General features: G+C 57.9%; 18 protein-coding genes and 1 other RNA gene. 6 read left to right on the forward strand and 13 right to left on the reverse strand.

All coding sequences use genetic code 11. The annotated features are described in order from the left end of the window. Nucleotides 1-128 precede the first annotated feature (128 nt). A complete protein-coding gene (gene lpxC / locus RI101_13040; protein MEC4890973.1) occupies nt 129-1,091 on the forward strand; it encodes a UDP-3-O-acyl-N-acetylglucosamine deacetylase in 963 nt (320 codons plus the stop codon). Nucleotides 1,092-1,322: 231 nt separating this feature from the next. Here the strand turns inward: lpxC and RI101_13045 are convergent, their stop codons facing one another. Continuing rightward, nucleotides 1,323-1,742 (reverse strand): winged helix-turn-helix domain-containing protein, encoded by a 420-nt coding sequence (locus tag RI101_13045; protein MEC4890974.1) that lies wholly within the window; start codon nt 1,740-1,742, stop codon nt 1,323-1,325. Between the two features lie 402 nt (nt 1,743-2,144). On the opposite strand from RI101_13045, the gene RI101_13050 reads away from it, so the two are divergent. The 3 genes from RI101_13050 to RI101_13060 all read left to right on the forward strand — a co-directional run bounded on the left by RI101_13050 (nt 2,145) and on the right by RI101_13060 (nt 3,777). Continuing rightward, nucleotides 2,145-2,972, forward strand: a complete 828-nt coding sequence (locus RI101_13050) for an inositol monophosphatase family protein (protein ID MEC4890975.1) — start codon at nt 2,145-2,147, stop codon at nt 2,970-2,972. Nucleotides 2,973-3,089: 117 nt separating this feature from the next. Then, on the forward strand, nt 3,090-3,374 hold the full coding sequence (locus RI101_13055) for a hypothetical protein (GenBank protein MEC4890976.1): 285 nt from the start codon (nt 3,090-3,092) through the stop codon (nt 3,372-3,374). A 70-nt stretch (nt 3,375-3,444) separates the two neighbouring features. Further along, nucleotides 3,445-3,777 (forward strand): arsenosugar biosynthesis-associated peroxidase-like protein, encoded by a 333-nt coding sequence (locus RI101_13060; protein MEC4890977.1) that lies wholly within the window; start codon nt 3,445-3,447, stop codon nt 3,775-3,777. A 35-nt stretch (nt 3,778-3,812) separates the two neighbouring features. Here the strand turns inward: RI101_13060 and RI101_13065 are convergent, their stop codons facing one another. The 3 genes from RI101_13065 to RI101_13075 form a co-directional block, all read right to left on the reverse strand. Continuing rightward, a complete protein-coding gene (locus tag RI101_13065) occupies nt 3,813-5,672 on the reverse strand; it encodes a RiPP maturation radical SAM C-methyltransferase (protein MEC4890978.1) in 1,860 nt (619 codons plus the stop codon). A 39-nt stretch (nt 5,673-5,711) separates the two neighbouring features. Then, on the reverse strand, nt 5,712-6,062 hold the full coding sequence (locus RI101_13070; protein MEC4890979.1) for a 4a-hydroxytetrahydrobiopterin dehydratase: 351 nt from the start codon (nt 6,060-6,062) through the stop codon (nt 5,712-5,714). Nucleotides 6,063-6,768: 706 nt separating this feature from the next. Next, nucleotides 6,769-7,071, reverse strand: a complete 303-nt coding sequence (locus RI101_13075; GenBank protein ID MEC4890980.1) for a hypothetical protein — start codon at nt 7,069-7,071, stop codon at nt 6,769-6,771. Nucleotides 7,072-7,314: 243 nt separating this feature from the next. Here RI101_13075 and RI101_13080 point away from each other — a divergent pair, with 243 nt between their 5' ends. After that, a complete protein-coding gene (locus tag RI101_13080) occupies nt 7,315-7,803 on the forward strand; it encodes a macro domain-containing protein (protein ID MEC4890981.1) in 489 nt (162 codons plus the stop codon). A gap of 217 nt (nt 7,804-8,020) precedes the next feature. Here RI101_13080 and RI101_13085 read toward each other — a convergent pair whose 3' ends face one another. From RI101_13085 to ssrA, 3 genes are all read right to left on the reverse strand, one after another. Then, nucleotides 8,021-9,007, reverse strand: coding sequence for a formylglycine-generating enzyme family protein (locus RI101_13085; GenBank protein MEC4890982.1), 987 nt, complete (start codon nt 9,005-9,007; stop codon nt 8,021-8,023). A 190-nt stretch (nt 9,008-9,197) separates the two neighbouring features. Then, the gene (locus tag RI101_13090) at nt 9,198-9,917 is read right to left on the reverse strand and encodes an MBL fold metallo-hydrolase (protein ID MEC4890983.1); all 720 of its coding nucleotides are present in this window, start codon (nt 9,915-9,917) and stop codon (nt 9,198-9,200) included. 123 nt (nt 9,918-10,040) lie between these two features. Continuing rightward, nucleotides 10,041-10,390: a transfer-messenger RNA gene (gene ssrA / locus RI101_13095) on the reverse strand. A 214-nt stretch (nt 10,391-10,604) separates the two neighbouring features. Between ssrA and RI101_13100 the strand changes: the two genes are divergently transcribed. Beyond that, entirely contained in the window at nt 10,605-11,276 is a 672-nt protein-coding gene (locus RI101_13100; protein ID MEC4890984.1) for a methyltransferase domain-containing protein, read from the forward strand. Nucleotides 11,277-11,291: 15 nt separating this feature from the next. Here RI101_13100 and RI101_13105 read toward each other — a convergent pair whose 3' ends face one another. The 6 genes from RI101_13105 to RI101_13130 form a co-directional block, all read right to left on the reverse strand. Further along, nucleotides 11,292-12,926, reverse strand: coding sequence for a hypothetical protein (locus tag RI101_13105; GenBank protein ID MEC4890985.1), 1,635 nt, complete (start codon nt 12,924-12,926; stop codon nt 11,292-11,294). Nucleotides 12,927-12,928: 2 nt separating this feature from the next. Then, on the reverse strand, nt 12,929-13,810 hold the full coding sequence (locus tag RI101_13110) for an MBL fold metallo-hydrolase (GenBank protein MEC4890986.1): 882 nt from the start codon (nt 13,808-13,810) through the stop codon (nt 12,929-12,931). Between the two features lie 3 nt (nt 13,811-13,813). Beyond that, nucleotides 13,814-14,869: a methyltransferase gene (locus tag RI101_13115; GenBank protein ID MEC4890987.1), complete on the reverse strand. Its 1,056-nt coding sequence runs from the start codon at nt 14,867-14,869 to the stop codon at nt 13,814-13,816. Nucleotides 14,870-14,931: 62 nt separating this feature from the next. Beyond that, nucleotides 14,932-15,321: a RidA family protein gene (locus RI101_13120; GenBank protein MEC4890988.1), complete on the reverse strand. Its 390-nt coding sequence runs from the start codon at nt 15,319-15,321 to the stop codon at nt 14,932-14,934. A 155-nt stretch (nt 15,322-15,476) separates the two neighbouring features. Further along, on the reverse strand, nt 15,477-16,208 hold the full coding sequence (locus RI101_13125; GenBank protein ID MEC4890989.1) for an SDR family oxidoreductase: 732 nt from the start codon (nt 16,206-16,208) through the stop codon (nt 15,477-15,479). Nucleotides 16,209-16,220: 12 nt separating this feature from the next. Continuing rightward, nucleotides 16,221-16,826, reverse strand: a complete 606-nt coding sequence (locus RI101_13130; protein MEC4890990.1) for a nitroreductase family protein — start codon at nt 16,824-16,826, stop codon at nt 16,221-16,223. Nucleotides 16,827-16,831: the final 5 nt, after the last annotated feature.

Here is a 16,831-nt window from a genome sequence, read left to right on the forward strand (position 1 = left end):
AGCCTCTTCGTCCAATGAAAACGCACAGTTGTATTTTTTTTACAACAGCGTTGCATTGATCACATGTAATTATTCATCAATATATTCATATATTTACATATATACGATGTCGGCATGCATATTGCTTTATGTTCGTCACGTCTGTAACTATTGGAGGATACGTGAGGAACCAACAGACTCTTGCAGCACCGGTCACCTGTTCAGGCGTCGGGCTCCATTCGGGCCAGCCCGCAACCATGACGCTTCGGCCAGCGCCCCCCAACACAGGGGTGGTGTTCGTCATTCGCAATGGGAAAACCAGCGCCTCGCTTGCTGCGTCTATCGACCACTTGGTTCCCACGGAACTCTGCACCGCCATTCATAGCAACGGATTTCAGGTCAAGACCATTGAGCATGTTCTTTCTGCATTGGCGGGGCTTGAAATCGATAATGTCTATATCGATGTGACCGCCGGGGAAGTGCCCGTCATGGACGGAAGCGCCGCCCCCTTCGTCCAGCTGATCCAATCGGCCGGCCGGGTGTCACAAAATCGCCGTCAGCCCTATCTCAAGATTATGGCTCCCATCGAAGTATCCGAGGGGTCCAAGTGGGTTCGGATCGAACCCTCTGCCACACCGCGCATTACCTATACGATTCACTACGATCACCCGTCGATCAAGACGCAGACGTACATGCATGAATGCACCGCCGCCAACTTCGAGCAGCACATCGCCGAAGCACGGACATTTGGATTTCTCCATGAAGTGCAAGCGCTCTGGGCGCGGGGCCTAGGGCAAGGCGGAACCTTGGAGAATACGGTGGTGCTGTCAGAAGAGGGCGTGGTCAACGAATCAGGGCTCAGATTTCCCAACGAGTTCGTGCGCCACAAGATCCTCGACCTGATTGGCGATTTCTCGCTGCTCGGCATGCCGTTCATCGGCCACATCAGCGCTGAACGATCAGGACATGCCCTGCACAACCGTCTGGTGAAGCAAATCCTCAGTCAGCCGGAAAAATGGATGATCCTCAATGCGGAACCGGCCGCATCAGAAGCGCGCTCGACGGTATCCGTGACCCGCCACCTGCCGGCTGTCGCCCTTCAAGCCTCCTAATCGTTCGCCACTCATCCGTGCACATCGATGAAGCGGGATCTCTTCGGAAGGGATTCACTGTCTCTTGCGGGGGAAATGAGAGTTTTAACGCCGAGAGTGAGTGGCCTCACCCTCGGCGTGTAATTCGAGGCGGGTTACTTCTTCTTCTTCGCCGCTGCCTTCTTCGCTGGTTTCTTCGTTGCCAAGAGTCTCACCCCCCTTCGTCGTTAAGAGATGGAACAACACTACCCGTTACACTGCTTGGATCAACACATCTTCCAACGCTTCAAACGTATTCGGCCCAACTTTTCTAAACCGCTTATCCCGCTTGAGCGACGTCGCAACCGAGGTGAGCGGCGTCTTGCCTTTGATCTGAAGGCCGCCTTCCACTAAGCGCTGGACCAGCTCCTTCGCATGCATGGACCGATTTGACTCGCGAAGAATTTCATACGCCGCTTCCGGCACGCTCTTCCCAACGTACTTGCTTCGCCCCAGCAGAATTTCCCGCGACTGATCCGTCACGTCCATGACCGGCAACGCGCGCACACCCTTGTTGTCATCGGTAATAATTTGGCTGGACAGGCTGGCGAGTTTGGCTTTATCGGCCTCCACGCGGTAGAGCGTTTCGGCCAGTTCAAGATACTTCTTGATCGTCGCAATTTCGTCATCCAAACGACGCTTCTTTTTTTCTAATTCCTGAAATCGATTCTTGTAGGCGTGAATTCTTTGCTCCAGCCCTACAAGTATGTCTGTTAGCTCTTCCACGACATCCTCACAAAAAGCATGCTTGCTTTATAACATTGCTTCTAAACACTGTCAAGCAGAAATCATACAATATCTAATTCGTATTAGATCATCGTACCTTGCATGGAAGGAAGCATTGTGACGACTCGTATCGCAAGGCTTGATAACTGTCTTGTAATTTAGACGTATCCTCTATTATCAATGCCTTCTAATACGATGCTTTGATCAGCCAGACGGGCGTTTCATAACGGCCACCTGCTAAATTCCAATTAAATTATTTCCATTGCTTGTACCGTCATCATCGCTCCATGGTAGTCTTCCGCTAGTCGTATGAATTGTTCAACACATCAGACCGATCTCCAAAACCTGCTTGAAACGGCCATGACAGCGGCGCGACAGGCTGGAGCCATTTTGATGGGCTATGCCAAATCAGGTTTTCACATTGAATATAAAAGCGCCATCAATCTCGTCACAGAAGCGGACCATGCCGCAGAACAATGTGTGATCGACGCCATCCGCTCACAATTTCCCACGCACGGCTTTCTCGCCGAAGAACGTGGCCGAGTCGATCAGGAACCCTCGCCATACCTGTGGATCATCGACCCGCTCGACGGCACCACGAATTTTGCTCACGGATTCCCCGCCTATTGTGTTTCCATTGGATTGGAACACCAGGGACAGAGTGTATTGGGAGTGGTATACGATCCGACCCGCGATGAACTCTTCAGCGCGACACGTGGAGGCGGCGCGCATCTGAATGGCCGCCCGATTCACGTCTCGCAGACGGCGGCTCTCGATCAAGCGCTGCTTGTGACGGGCTTCGCCTACGATATCCGGGAGACACCACAGAACAACCTTGACCATTTCGTCCGCTTTGCCCTCCGCGCACAAGGCATCCGTCGCACCGGCTCCGCCGCGCTGGACCTGTGCTATGTAGCAGCCGGACGCTTCGACGGGTTTTGGGAAGTCAAACTCAATCCGTGGGACATGGCGGCAGGAACGGTCATCCTGAAAGAAGCAGGGGGACAGGTCACAAACCTACGTGGAGAAACCCATTCCTTGTACGGCCAAGAGCTCGTGTCGAGCAATGGCCTCATCCATGAGCCTATGCTGTCCGTCATTCAGGAATCCCTGCGCGCCACGCCATCCAAGCCATGATGCCCTCCGTTTCCTGAGATAGCGGAATCCTTCATGGCACATCCGAACAACACCCCGTATACAGCCGGACTCTCCGTAGGCTAAAATTGCGCACGATCTTATGTGGAGTATTTGAACATGGCGACCGCAACACCTCCTTCTTGGCCAACGAACAACAATCCATCCGGTGAAGGGCCGGCTGAAGCCGCCACCTGGGATGTCGAACTCCTCCGCGTCCTCGTCAGCCGCAAGGGAACACAGGTGGATGCCCAATGGGCGATTCATCCCCAGCTCAAGCAAGACTTGCTGCCGGCTGAATGGAAAGAGGTCACCGATTTGATGGCCAAAGTGACGGATATTGTCGGCACCCGTTTCTCCGAAGTCCTCACGCAGGTCGAGCCTGATCCTCCCGGTCATGCCTGACCCTGAACGCTCACACCCCTGTTCCGTACAGCGACTTCCATTCCTCATGTCCGGCCAAAGGAGCTGAACGATGGACTCGTATTATCACGCGCACGATCTGGGTAAATTCAGCGACATCGGGAAAGGCAACAAGGAGCTCTGGGACAAGTTCATGAGCTACTACAGCGCCGTGTTTGCCGAGGGCGCCCTCACGGAGCGGGAGAAGGCCCTCATCGCGCTCGCCGTGGCACATGCCGTGCAGTGTCCCTATTGCATCGATGCCTACACCCAAGCGTCGCTGGAAAAGGGATCGAACATTGAGGAAATGACGGAAGCGGTGCATGTGGCCTGCGCCATTAGGGGAGGGGCGTCACTCGTCCACGGGGTGCAGATGCGCAACGTGGCCGAGAAGCTGTCGATGTAAGAAATAGTTTTCGACTGACGGCAAACCGGCGTGGTTCAGAGATATTGGTTTTCCGGAATGGCCAGCGTGAAGTATTTCCCCCGCTCTTCGTAGAGAATGCGTCGGCTGGTCAAGATCCTCAGAGCTTCGTTCAGTTCGTCATCTGAGAGCGCCAGGTCACTCTTGGCTTCCTTCAGCGTCACACGCATCTGATCCCGGCTCTTTGCCGCCTCGTTGCAAGCCTCGATGATGCCGGCCGCAGGCCAGTCGAACCGTTCCCTGGTCGGTGCCTGAGGATCACGCCCGTCGTAGACCGTGACGTACTCCATCGCCTTGGAGTAATACAGAAACGGCCGGTCGCTGCCGCGCGCCCGCCGCTGCCATTCTTCCACCAAACCGACCAATTCCTGATAGAGGTGCGGATCCACCGGCCAGTTGTCGAGTTCATATTCGAAATCGTAGGCAATCTTCATCAAATCGACGCGTGCCGCATCATACACATACTCATAGGCCATGCCAGGCGCCGTAATCCGAACCCCATATTCATGCGGCCTGGTGAAGTAAGGGCTAAACCGCTGCAGCCAGAATTTCCCGGTTGCCTCCGGTGCCTGCAAATGAAAGAGGGACGGGAGGAGATCGATCTGCCGCCGATAGTCCTCATTGGTTTCACCGGGAAAGCCGAGGAGGATATTCCAGGACACCGCCACTCGGTAGTAGTAACTCCACTTCAGGCAGATGATGTTCTGCATGGGCGTCACGCCCTTGTCCATCGCCTTGAGCTGCGAGAGGCTGAGGCTTTCCAATCCCGGCTGCATGCACTTCACGCCCCCCACGGCCAGTGTGCGGATCTGGCTCTTCTGGAGATTGCTCTTCGTTTCGATGAACACATCGAGATCGCAGTGGGCGGCGGCAAATTGACCGAACAAGTTCTCGACATACTTCATGTCGATGATGTTATCGACCAGTCTGAACCGGGTCGTGTCGTACCGGCTGGAGAGGGCGGACATCTCGCGCGCGGCCTGCTCCGGCGACTTCGCGCGGAACTTCATGCTCTGCGCATTCAAGCCGCAGAACGTGCAGTGATGCTTCTCCCCCCACCAGCAGCCGCGTGAGCCTTCGTAGAGGAGAATGCGATCCAACCCCTGCGCCGCATCGCCGAGTTCGGCCAGCAGATGGTAATAGTCGTCATAGTCCGGCGGTCCGGTCTTCGCGAAGTCGGCAAATAGCGCCGGATTCGGGGTCAAGCGAATCTGATCCTGCTCCCGGAAGATGACTCCATTCGGTACGGATTCCGGTTTCCCCTCGAGCACATGGCTCACCAACTGAGGAAAGACCTCTTCTCCTTCGCCCACCACGACATAGTCGATAAAGGGAAAGGCCCGGAAATATTCCATCCCCATCTCGCCGTCGTAGTTGGCCCCGCCGAACACGATCTTGACGTGGGGATAGAGATCCTTGATCAATTTCGCCAGCGTCAGGCTCGCCACATTCTGGTCGAACGTGGAGGTGAAGCCCACCAGCTTGTACTGGCCCCAATCGATTGCCGTCATCGCCCAGGTCAGAAATTGCGGAGCGGTCCGCGTCGCCATGTCTTCAAAGAAGGAGATGGGCTGGCCGCTTTCTTGGGCCACCTGCTCGAAGACCGGCTTGAAGACCCGCGGATATTCAGCCCGCTTGGGATTATCCCGGAAGAGCAGATACGAAAAGAGCCACTCGCCAAAGAGCGCGCGCTTCTCGCAGATCATTTCATAGAGCGGCACACCGATCTTGTGCGCGAAGCGGACATTCAAGTGGTGGCAATCGACTGGGATGCCCTTTGCTTTGAGCAGAGCGGAGAGCGTGCCGAGCTGGATCGACGGATACTTCGAGTAACTGAACGGCATGTTGACGAGCGCCACCTGGGCTTGGCCGCTCATGTGATGCCTCGTGGGTTCATGACATAACCATCTTCGGAATTACCTGGCCGCTGCACGGAACGGCTCGAATTCACGGTCGGCTTTTGCCGCGAGATAGAAATCGCTTTCCGTCAGGCCGTTGATTTTGTGTGTCCAGATCTCCACCTTGCACTTCCCCCAGGCCAGGTAGAGATCCGGATGATGGCCTTCGGCCTCGGCAATCGCACTCACGGTATTCACATAGGCCAAGGCCTGAGCAAAATCTTTGAACGTATAGAGCCTCTCCAGATGGCCCTGCGCGTTCAACGACCAGCCTCGGCCGAGTTCGCTCAGCAGCGCCTGGACCCGCTCAGCGGGCAGAGAAGGGACGCCGCCCCGGCAAGGCACGCATTGATGATCGGCAAGCCCCATAGCGGCCTCCTTCGGTGAGAGAGACGAGGTATTGTAAAGGGGCCATGAGCGCAGAAACAAGGCGGAGTGGTGAAAACAGCACGGGCGACCCTGCACTATGGTGGGAGGCCGCCCGTGAGTGGCGCTTAGGACGCCGAGAGAATAGACCTTACTCTTATGTCGCGGCCCGCGAGACCTGCGCGAAGCAAGCCCGAAAGACTTCCAGTCGGGGGAGACATCGTCAATCCCAGGGTCTTGGGTTCCTTGTGCCAGCATTCGGCACCCCACGGAAAAACTGGCTGGAATCTGTCGATTTCCAGTGCCATGAGGCACAGCCAGTGGAGAACCGGCTCGCACAACCGACGAGAAGCCTACCTTTGCATCGGCAGGCCTGACGGACCAGGTGGCGTTGCGTCGCTCATATCCACCCTCCTCTCTGATGAAGTCAGCGAGAAACCTGGATAGCAGCCGCGCGGTCTGCCCGATCTCCCGCAATTCGGAACATCATGGGCCGCACTTCCCCTGTACGCCCATTAGACACAGGTGTCAATAGCCTCGGCGTAGACTTTCGACATAAGCAGCAAAGCATAACGTATGCCCGAGCCATTCTGTCATTCATGCGGCCGCTCATCGGTTTTCGAAGAGGATGGAAAACAGCCGGGAGAAACAACAAGGGGAGAGCCGTACAACCACTCTCCTGCCATGATCACAGCGGAGTCAGAGTAACCTACCGTCCCATGCCCTGGGATTTTTGCTTTGCCTTTTCAATTTCTTCCGTCATCTTCGCTTCAGCCTGGCTCTTATGCTGAGCGGCCGTCTCTTCCATCTTTCGCTCGGCCTCGGATTTAACATTGCCGGCCCCTTGACGAACGTTCGACGTTGACTCGGTCGCGGAACGCTTGGCATTCGCCATTTCCTGATCGAGCCGTTGCTGCATATCCCCAGCAGAAGGAACCTGGGCAAAGGCCGTGCCCCCGCCTCCCATAACAACCACGGCCATGACCGCATACAAAGTGATTGGATTCTTCATACCATCCGTCCTTTCTCGGTTATCCCGTTGAGAGATGCCGGTAAATACCCTAATCAATAATTGGTACCGGTTCAAGTCCCCCACCTACCGCGCCCTCTTCAGGACGACAGCAGAGACTCTCCCTCAAGCTGACGGGAAACATCTTCGTGACGGCCGGATGAGAAATATCCTCCTGTCCCGATTGACCCAGCGAAGAAAAAGCCTTATCTGGAACACAGGCGTTCATCATACAAAGGAGTTGTCATGATCAAAGAAGTCACAGGGGATTTGCTCTTATCGAAAGCTGCCGCCATTGCTCATGGAGTCTCACCGCACGACGATTTTAAGCAAGGCCTGGCCTTATCGCTTCGCGAACAATGGCCTGGGATGTACAAGGACTTCCGGCACTACTGTCAAACCTATAATCCCAAGCCGGGAACCTTGTGGAGCTGGAAGGGACCGGGATCACCCGTCATTATTAATCTGTTCACTCAAGAACCGCCGGACGGCCATCAGAGCAAACCGGGGAAAGCCACGATCCCCAATATCAACCATGTGCTGCAAGCCTTGAAGAAAGAAGCTCAGGCTCAGCAAGTCACAAGCCTGGCTTTGCCAAGGCTCGCGACAGGAGTGGGGGGATTGACCTGGGATGAAGTACAACCCGTGATCCAATCCACGCTCAAGGACCTGGGCATTCCCGTCTATGTGTATTCGACCTATAAGAAGGGTGTCGCAGCAGCAGAACAGGCGTAACAGGCTGCGGAAAAACTCGCGTAGAACCGTCAACATCGATGAATGAATCAAGCACGGGAGCAGCTCAGAGCAATCGCAGGATGATCAAAAAGCCCGTCCAGCAAGGCCGCAGCAAGCGAAGAGGCGAAGGCGTACTGTTGAACGTACGGAGAGCCTCTGAGCGCCGCGAGAACGCTGCTGGCGGACTTTTTCAGCATCCTGCGTAAGTTCGGAAAGGCTAGGGAAGCTTGGGGACATCCTGCGCACAGCGGAAGCCGACATTCGGATCTTGTTCGGTGGGATTGCCCTTGGTACGAAACGAAGACCGCAGCCGGTAGGGATTGTTGATATACGACCCGCCGCGCTGCGCCTTCGCCGTCCCTTCACTCGGACCGCGCGGGTTGATGGCCGGATTTTTTGCAAAGTTCGAATAAAACTCCTCGTCGTACCAATCCATCACCCATTCATACAAATTCCCGGCTAGATCATGCACTGCGTACGGGCTCTTCCCCTTGTCGCGATTGCCGACCGGCGACACCGTCTCGGCGCCCCCTTCTTTGAGCCCGAAGACCGCATGAGCAGGAGTCGGAGGATCATTCCCCCAGGGATAAATTCTTCCATCGGTCCCGCGGGCCGCCTTCTCCCATTCCGCTTCCGTCGGCAGCCGTTTGCCCGCCCACAAACAGTAGCCCGTGGCATCCATCCAACTGACCCACCGCACCGGCCGATCCGCTTGGACAAGGGGCGTGTCCTTGTCCGCAAACCCCCAGGGCGGTTCGCTCTGAACCGCCTCAACATATTTTGCAAAGCGTCCGTTCGTCACTTCAAACTTGTCGAGATAAAACGCGTCCAGATACACACGGTGAATGGGCGCCTCGTCTTCATCGCCCTTATCGCTCCCCATGATGAACTCGCCCGCCGGGACCAGCACCATCGGAGCACCATCCTTGCCGGCGATCTCGGCAGGATGCGGGATCGCCGGTTTGAGTGCCGCGCCGCTATTCGTAGCCGCCTTGCCTTTCTCGGCAGGCTTGGCTTCCCCTTCAAGTCCATGCGGCTTGACGGGAGGGACAGCAGACTCCGGCTTGCCAACGGACGGCGGGGAGATGGCCGGAGGCTCTTGCTTGGCAGGCCGACTCTCGTTGGCCGCCGAAGTACTTGCCCAGCAAAACAGTCCAACGAGCAGACTCAGTCCCAGAGCGGAGATTGTCGATCGGCCTCTCATCCACATCCCTCTCGTCAGACACACAGCAACGCAGCCAGTCAGACCCTTCACCGTACCGAAAACGGCGAAGCAAATCCAGAGCACCCAGCCGACGATAGGCACTGGGCATCTTCAGATCAGGTTGAAGCCGGTCTAAAAGCCAAACGGCAGGCTCCCGGTGAACTATCGTCTCTCCCTCGGCCTTCATCGGCTAGACTTTTGCGGAAAGCACGCCTGCTAGATTGCGCAACAAATTATGGCCATTCCCACGCCAGGCGCTGCCGTGCATGCAGGCCAGCAAGACAGGGTTGGTATCCGCAATCTTGTGCAGAAGCGAGTTCGTCGCGGTGCCATGGGAATAATAATCCATGCCTTGTCGCATCGCCTCACTCGGACCAAGAATGTCCCCCTCCGTCACGGGCGCCATTCCCGACCCAGGCTGAGTGAAAAGATCCCCGCACAGCAGCGTGCGAGTCGTCTCTTCAAACAGATAGCCGCATTCCCACCCATGAGGCAGATGCGGCGCATCGATCCATCGCAATCGTTTCTTGCCAATCCGCAGCGTGGCGCCATCGGCAAGCCCATTCGGCGCACGGTCCATCCCGCCGCCATTGATCAATGCGTTCACTTGGCTACAGACCGGCTGCGCATCTGGAGCAGCCGCAAGAAACTCATTCAAGGCCCCACACTCATCCTGCTCGTAATGCGAGAAGCCGATATACCTCAGGTTCTTGACCGGCATGACTTGTTCAATGGCGACTCGCACGAAAGGAAAGAACGGACGGGGGCCCGTATGAAACAAGAGCGGTTCCTCGTCAAGCAGCAAATACTGATTAAACGTAAACCCTCCTGGAACGGGAATCGCCTCAGGCGGAACGTCCACACTAATCCGATAGATCTGCTCCCCAACTTCATGAATCGTAGTGTTCACGGCACCTCCTTGTAGTAAGACATAGGTGATCCATTTCTTTCGTCATCATGGAAGGAGTATCTGGATGTCCGAGGAGGGTCGCCCGGAGCCAATCGAATGGCCCCGGGTCGAGAGCATATAGTTTGGTGGAGGCGAGGGGAGTTGAACCCCTGTCCGAAGACCGTCAGCACACCGGATCTACATGTGTAGCCGATCGTTTTAGTTTCGCGGCCACCCACGCCCATCGGCTGGCTTAGACTGGCCACTAGCCCAGTATTGTCTCGTCCTCAGCCGCTGAGCACCAGCCTTGGACCAGCCCGCTGTATCGCGTTCCGACCACCCCCGCGGGCCTCAGGTGGAGGAACGTCGCAGTTAATTAAGCTGCGAGTGCCAGTTCTTGATTGGCAGTTACATTTTCCCAGAAGTTTAACGAGTTCCTAGGAGCTCGACATGCACCGATGACTTCAGTATCCCCGTCGAAACCGGTCGCCCCCTTTCTTCAAGGTCGTGAAACGTACAACGTAAGAGGAGGGAATCGCTGGAAGGATTCGGCCAGTCGATCTACCCTCACTCCGCCTTAAAGGCAGATAGTCATCATACAGCACAGATCAATGGGATACCAGAACCGCCTGGAATGACACCAGCAACTTCCTAGAGACCGTGAATTACATGGCTCTGCGGGAGAGAAGGGTCTATGCTGAACAATAGATGGATGCACGCAAACCAGGCTACGAGGTCGAAACCACCGGTTACCATATGGGAGCGACCGCGTATCAGATTCGGACGCTGCTCGATCGGCGGCAGTTCTCAGACCCTGACGGTTGCGCAGAACGGGCCGGGATTTCCTCCGCCTCCTGGCCGATTTTCGGCGTCGTGTGGCCATCGGGGCTGGCGCTGGCGGAAGAGATGAGCCGATTCCCCATCGAGGGCAAAACCATTCTGGAAGTCGGCTGTGGTATCGGCTTGCCCAGTCTCGTCCTGCGGCGGCGCGGCGCCAACATCACCGCGACGGATTACCATCCATTGGCGGAAGAATTTCTCCGGCACAACACCGATCTGAACGGACTCGCGCCGATCCATTTTTTCAGAACGGCATGGCTGGAACCAAATCTCGACCTCGGCCGCTTTGACTTGATTATCGGCAGCGATCTGCTCTATGAGCGGGACCATCCCTCGTTGCTCGCGGGATTTCTCGCCGACCACGCCAACCCGGCCTGCCAAATTCTCCTCGTCGATCCAGGAAGAAGCCGTTGCGGCCAGTTCAGCTCCCACATGGCCTCCCAAGGCTATGACCGCACCGAGTGGCGCATCCGCTTGCCGGAGAGAAACATGCCCTTTTTCCCAGGCCGGCTGCTCAGCTTCGTCCGCGCCCACGCGTAAAACAGCCTCTCTCCCTTACGCGCTCTTAAAGCGCGTCACTTTCGCAAACATGATGGCAATAAATGGGAGCGTAAGCCCTAACAGCAATTGGATGATCAGCAGCGGGCCGAGCTGGCTGTAGTCAGCGGGCGTTTGAATCGCGCCGGTCGCCGCATCCTTCACCTCCCGCGTGACGACAAAGATCTCGTTCAAGTATTTGGTGCCGAGCTGGCTGAAGGAGAGAGCGAGATTGGTGAATGAGGCCATGACGGCAAAGAAGGTCGCTTTCAAATTCGCCGGTGCCGAGTTGGCGATCCAGGCCAGCATGGGGACCATGGAGATCTGGCCCAGCGGGGATTCCAGCGCCGTATCGATCAGCGCGATAAACCGCGCATCGACGACCCCGCCGGTCATCCTGGCCGTCCATTCGTGCAAGCCGTAGAACATGCTCACGATCGGCAGCGCCAGAAGGGTGCCGATGACCGTGAGAAATCCGACGACATAGGCGATGGAGCGCTCGGCCATGAAGCGCCGGAACACGAACATGCCCACCAAGGTCAGCGTGCTGCCGATCAAGGAGAGCACCGAGAGAAACTGTTGATCGAACTTCAGATGGTCGATCATCCACCAAGTCGCGCCTGGCCCTGAACCGGGAATCGCGCGAAAGAGAAAAACCACGACCGCCGTGCCGACGAGGGTGAATCGTTTATCCGGCTCCAATTCGCGGACCAATTTCGCCATCAGAAAGAGCACGATCCCCATGGACCCGGCAAAGACAATCTCTTCGCTGTAGGCAAAGCCGCCGAAGCCCACCGTCAGCGTAAAGAGGACGAAGGCGAGGCTGCCGCCGAGAATCCACCAGTTCGGTGTCGTCGGTTCGCCTGACTCCTCCCGCGCCTGCACCATCTGCGCAGCCTGCGCCTGTGAGAACCCCTGTTGCAGCAACTGTTGGCGCTGTTGCCTCCGCAGCCACCAAGCCACAACCAGCCCGAGGACAGACACACAGGGGATCACCAGCGCCATCAAATAAATACGCTGGTAGATCTTGACCAGTTCTGCCTGTGGCAATCCTTCAGTGCCGCTGAACATGGAGACATTGACCAGAGCCACCAGGATGCCGCCGCCGATGATGGCCACACGTCCGAGCGTTTGCATCGTCGTGTGCATGAGCTTGCGCGCCGCCTCGTCGAACGGCTGGCCGCGTTCATCGACACGTGGCACCGCTTCGACCGTCATCGCATCCGCCACGGCATCCTGAAGGACGTAGCCGATGGGGGCGAGCAGGGTGCTGATGACGAACCAGACTTCCGCCGGGAGGATCGCCGTCATCGCCTCGCGATGGCCGATGAGCGCCGCCATGATGCCGAGACTGGCAGCCAGGAATCCGGCGCCCAGCCCCACCAGCCAGCCTTTCCATCGCCACAGGAGATCAACCGTATGCCCGATCGGCATCTTGAGGGCCCAGGGAATGCCGGCCCAGAATCCCAGCGCGGCAAGGAAGGAGGCCGAGAGACCCAGATACTCTTTCACGAAAAATGTGCCGACGATGCCGGTCAGACCGGAAATGCCGTAGGCCATATAGACCATCAGCGGCGGCAGGTAGGAGAGGCGCATGTCTCGTCCGAGCGAGAGAATATTGCGATCGACCCACTGAGCCAGTTGTGTGATCATCGTTAGGAGCACGCCGTGGTGATCTGCCGCCGCTCAACCAGCGCCTGCAACTGCCGCTGCATCTCGTCGCTGGTGAACCTGATCCGGTCCCCGTGCCCGGCCAGCACCCACTCAAAGGAATAGTGCCGCAGTTTCTGGATCGAGTCCACCAGCACGCGCTTCCTCCAGACCAGCCGTTGCGGGGCACCCAGCCGCTGTTCCGCCGCATCCCACCAGAGATGATCGCCGGTAAAGAGAAACCGGTTGTGATACAGCAAGGCCATGCTCCCGGCCGTATGCCCTGGGACCGGAATCGCCAGAAAGCCCGGGGCGAGTTCGATGGCGTCCAACCCTTCGATCACCCACTCGGCATCCGGCATGGCCTCGACATCGCCGCAGTGAATGATCCGTGCCGCCCCGAAATGCGCCGCGTATTGATGGGCATCCGCCACATCGTCTTTGTGCGTGAGAAAGATGGACGCGATGCCGCCTCTCTGCTCAAACGCCTCGACCAGATGTTTGACGTAGCGCGGCGAGTCGATCAGCCAGTTCCCCGCCGGATGCTCGATGAAGAAACTGTTCGCCCCGAATGACTTCTCGGCATTGAAGCCGCAAAAATAGACGCCGTCTTCGAGCGGGAGGGGGAAGCTTGCCATGGCCCTATGCAGCGCAACCTTGTCGCCCTGCTCGGTGCCAATTGCCCCGACCGGGCAGGCCAGCAACGCCTGATACGCCTGATGGATCTGGCGCTCTCCTTCAGGCTGACGCCGCACGGCCGAGAACTCGCCGAATTCCTCGAAGCTGGAGGGAGCCAGCTGGCGGCAGGTATCGCAATTGATGCAGGTCGCATCCACGTAGAAGTTGCCTGCTACATTGGAGACCAGCCGGTTCTTCTGATCGGCCATCGTCTACTTGATCCCCACCACCATCGAGTCGGGCCCGGCGAGCGGCTCAACGTAGCTCTTGCGGAATCCCGCCTCTTTCATCCAGCCCCGGCAATCCTTGCCCGTATAATCAAAGCCCCCGGGCGTTTCGATGAGCATGTTCAAGCTCATCAGCAGCCCCAGCACATTCGTCTTCCGGCCGTCGTCGATCAACGTCTCGTGCACGATCAAGGCTCCGCCTTTCGGCAAGGCCTCATAGGCTTTCTTGAGCAACATCCGTTTTTCTGCCAGATCCCAGTCATGGAGGATATGGCCCATGATGATCACATCGGCCTGAGGCAGGGGCGCCGTAAAAAAGTCAGCCGGGTGAAATTGCAGACGCCGCTCCAGTCCCTGTGCCCGCACATAGGATTCAAAAATCGGCTGCACCACCGGCAGGTCCATCCCTCTGCCGCTCAGGTGCGGATGCGCCAGAGCCACTTGCACCGGTACGCCACCTTGGGCGCAGCCCACATCCACGAACGTGTTGTACCGTTTCCAGGGGAATTGCTTTGCAATGGCCCGGGCCGCGCCGAAGCTCAATCCCGTCATGGCCTTGAGAAATCCTTCCAGCCTGATGGGATCCGCATAGAGCGCCGCAAAAAAGTTGCCGCCTTCTTTCGCTTCGTTCTGAGGCGCGCCGGTGCGCAGACCCTCCGTCAGCGACCCCCAAAACTTGTACAGCCGTTCATTGCACATCTCCAGCATGCCGCCGGCGTAGGACGGTTTGTTGCGATCCAGGAACAGATTGGTCTCTGGCGTATTGGCGTACCGGCGGCCCGTTCGCCGCAACAGACCGAGCGAGACCAGCGTATCGAGGAAATCCCGGACACTGCGCGGGTGGAGCGACAAGCGGGCTTGAATCGCCTCGGCATCGAGCGCGCCCTTCGCCAGTTCCGTAAAGAGGCCCAATTCAATGGCGCTCAGCAATGTTTTCGAGCCCCAGAATCCCAGCCCCAACTGCATAATCCCATCGGGCTTCAACACCGGCGGCTTCTTGGCCTTCGGCCTCTTCTTGTTCACACGCTGTACGGTAGCCATCACTCTCTCCCTCCTTTTCCCTCAAAAAGGATGTGCGCCCCCTCCATTCGCCGCGCGCGTTGCTACCCGTGAGTCATGATCGCATCGGCTTCGATTTCGACCAGCATGTCCGGATCGATCAGCCGCTTCACTTCCACCATCGTCGTGGCTGGCCGGATGTTGCCGAACACTTCACCATGCGCCCGTCCGACCTCCTGCCATTGATCGATATTCGCCATGTAGATTCTCGTCCGCACGACATCGGCCAGCGTCGCGCCGGCCTGCTGCAGCGCCGCTTCGATCGTTTTGAAGGTCTGAATCGTCTGCGCGTAGGGATCGCCCTTGCCCACCAGGCCGGACGGCGTCATCGCCGTAGACCCGGAGACCTGCACATGAAAGCCCACGCGCACCGCCCGTGAATACCCGATCTTCGCTTCCCAAGGACCACCCGTCGAAATGTTCTGCCGTGCCATCGTCACTCCTTTAGATTACCCGTGTGAGGTGAGAGAAATCCGGTTCTTGTTCTGCATGAGCCAGGTCTCGAAATTCAAGTGCGCAGGATTCACGCTGCGGGCAACCCTGCGGCCCGGCAACCCCCATCATCTTCTGATCCGCCATCGCCGGCCTTCTACATCACAATGCCGCCGCCCGCCTGTATCGTCTGCCCCGTCAACCAGCGCGCCGGCTCGCTCACGAGAAACGCCACCACCTCGGCAATGTCGCCTGGAAGCCCGATCCGTTTGAAGGGAGACTGCTCAATGCCCATCTGCCTGTACTGGTCCGTCAACACCCCCGTATCGGTAAACCCCGGCGACACCGTGTTCACCGTAATCCCTCGCGGGGCGAGTTCATGCGCAATCCCCTGCGTAAATTGCTCGAGCGCCCCGCGGCTCCCAAGATAGGCCGTGGCGCCATAATAGTGGAGCTTGGTCCCGGCGCTGGAAATATTGACGATCCGCCCGTGATCGCGCAGCACCCTGGCCGCTTCTTGCATCGCAAAGTACGGCCCCTTGGCATGCAGATTCATGAGGGCCTCGACATCCGCTTCCGTCGTCTCCAAGAACGGCTTGGGCACGAACTTCCCGGCGTTGTTCACCAATATATCCAGCCGGCCGAATTGCGCCGCCGCGTCCGTGATCAACCGCCGCGCATCCGCCACCTGGCTCATATCGGCCTGCACGGCCACGGCTTTCCCGCCCTTCGCCTGAATTCCTGCCACGACTTGCCTGGCCTTGTCCTCGCTGTGATGGTAATTCACCACCACCAGCGCGCCGTCCCCGGCCAGCCGTTCGGCGATGGCTCGTCCGATCCCGCTGGACGCACCGGTCACAATGGCCACTTTCCCGCTTAACGGCAGCATCCCCGTACCCTCTCACGACCGGCGTAGAAACAGTGGAACGCCCCACTGTCCTGCAAAGGTGATCTCCGCCAGCGGCTTCCGTTCCCGTGGCTTCACTTCGCGCTGCTGCAAATAGTCCGGGAGCACGGTCAGATCACCGGGATACCCCACGGCGATCATCGCCACCGGCTCATAGCCGGACGGAATCGTGAGTTCCGCCCTCGTGCGCTCGATATCGAAGCCTGCCATGGGGTGCCCGATCAGTCCGAGCGCGGACGCTTGGAGAAGCAGATTCTCAACGGCCATCCCGGTATCGTGAAAGGCATGCCGATTCGGCCGGCCGTCGTCTTCAAAATTCATCTGCGCCACGGAGAGCAGGAGTACGGGCGCCCGGCAGGCCCATTTGCGGTTGCCCTCCAACAGGCAGGCCAGAAGCCGGTCATACGCCGCCTGGTCGTCTTTGGTGGCCACGACAAACCGCCAGGGTTGCTCATTGCTGGAAGAGGGAGCCCAGCGCGCCGCCTCGAGCAGGGCACGAAGCTGCTCCGGCTCGACCCTCCGTTCATCGAATGCGCGGGGACTCCATCGCCGGGCGAGCAACTCATGAATCGGGGAGTCCGTCTCAGCAGGCTTCTCCATGGGGC

Source organism: Nitrospira sp. (assembly GCA_035968315.1).
GTDB lineage: Bacteria > Nitrospirota > Nitrospiria > Nitrospirales > Nitrospiraceae > Nitrospira_D.

What these genes read in the sequence shown, in the direction of transcription:
- lpxC (MEC4890973.1), top strand. Translation starts at nt 129, where the DNA reads ATGTTCGTCACGTCTGTAACTATTGGAGGATACGTGAGGAACCAACAG.
- RI101_13050 (MEC4890975.1), top strand. Translation starts at nt 2,145, where the DNA reads ATGAATTGTTCAACACATCAGACCGATCTCCAAAACCTGCTTGAAACG.
- RI101_13055 (MEC4890976.1), top strand. Translation starts at nt 3,090, where the DNA reads ATGGCGACCGCAACACCTCCTTCTTGGCCAACGAACAACAATCCATCC.
- RI101_13060 (MEC4890977.1), top strand. Translation starts at nt 3,445, where the DNA reads ATGGACTCGTATTATCACGCGCACGATCTGGGTAAATTCAGCGACATC.
- RI101_13065 (MEC4890978.1), bottom strand. Translation starts at nt 5,672, where the DNA reads ATGAGCGGCCAAGCCCAGGTGGCGCTCGTCAACATGCCGTTCAGTTAC.
- RI101_13070 (MEC4890979.1), bottom strand. Translation starts at nt 6,062, where the DNA reads ATGGGGCTTGCCGATCATCAATGCGTGCCTTGCCGGGGCGGCGTCCCT.
- RI101_13075 (MEC4890980.1), bottom strand. Translation starts at nt 7,071, where the DNA reads ATGAAGAATCCAATCACTTTGTATGCGGTCATGGCCGTGGTTGTTATG.
- RI101_13080 (MEC4890981.1), top strand. Translation starts at nt 7,315, where the DNA reads ATGATCAAAGAAGTCACAGGGGATTTGCTCTTATCGAAAGCTGCCGCC.
- RI101_13085 (MEC4890982.1), bottom strand. Translation starts at nt 9,007, where the DNA reads ATGAGAGGCCGATCGACAATCTCCGCTCTGGGACTGAGTCTGCTCGTT.
- RI101_13100 (MEC4890984.1), top strand. Translation starts at nt 10,605, where the DNA reads ATGGATGCACGCAAACCAGGCTACGAGGTCGAAACCACCGGTTACCAT.
- RI101_13105 (MEC4890985.1), bottom strand. Translation starts at nt 12,926, where the DNA reads ATGATCACACAACTGGCTCAGTGGGTCGATCGCAATATTCTCTCGCTC.
- RI101_13110 (MEC4890986.1), bottom strand. Translation starts at nt 13,810, where the DNA reads ATGGCCGATCAGAAGAACCGGCTGGTCTCCAATGTAGCAGGCAACTTC.
- RI101_13115 (MEC4890987.1), bottom strand. Translation starts at nt 14,869, where the DNA reads ATGGCTACCGTACAGCGTGTGAACAAGAAGAGGCCGAAGGCCAAGAAG.
- RI101_13120 (MEC4890988.1), bottom strand. Translation starts at nt 15,321, where the DNA reads ATGGCACGGCAGAACATTTCGACGGGTGGTCCTTGGGAAGCGAAGATC.
- RI101_13125 (MEC4890989.1), bottom strand. Translation starts at nt 16,208, where the DNA reads ATGCTGCCGTTAAGCGGGAAAGTGGCCATTGTGACCGGTGCGTCCAGC.
- RI101_13130 (MEC4890990.1), bottom strand. Translation starts at nt 16,826, where the DNA reads ATGGAGAAGCCTGCTGAGACGGACTCCCCGATTCATGAGTTGCTCGCC.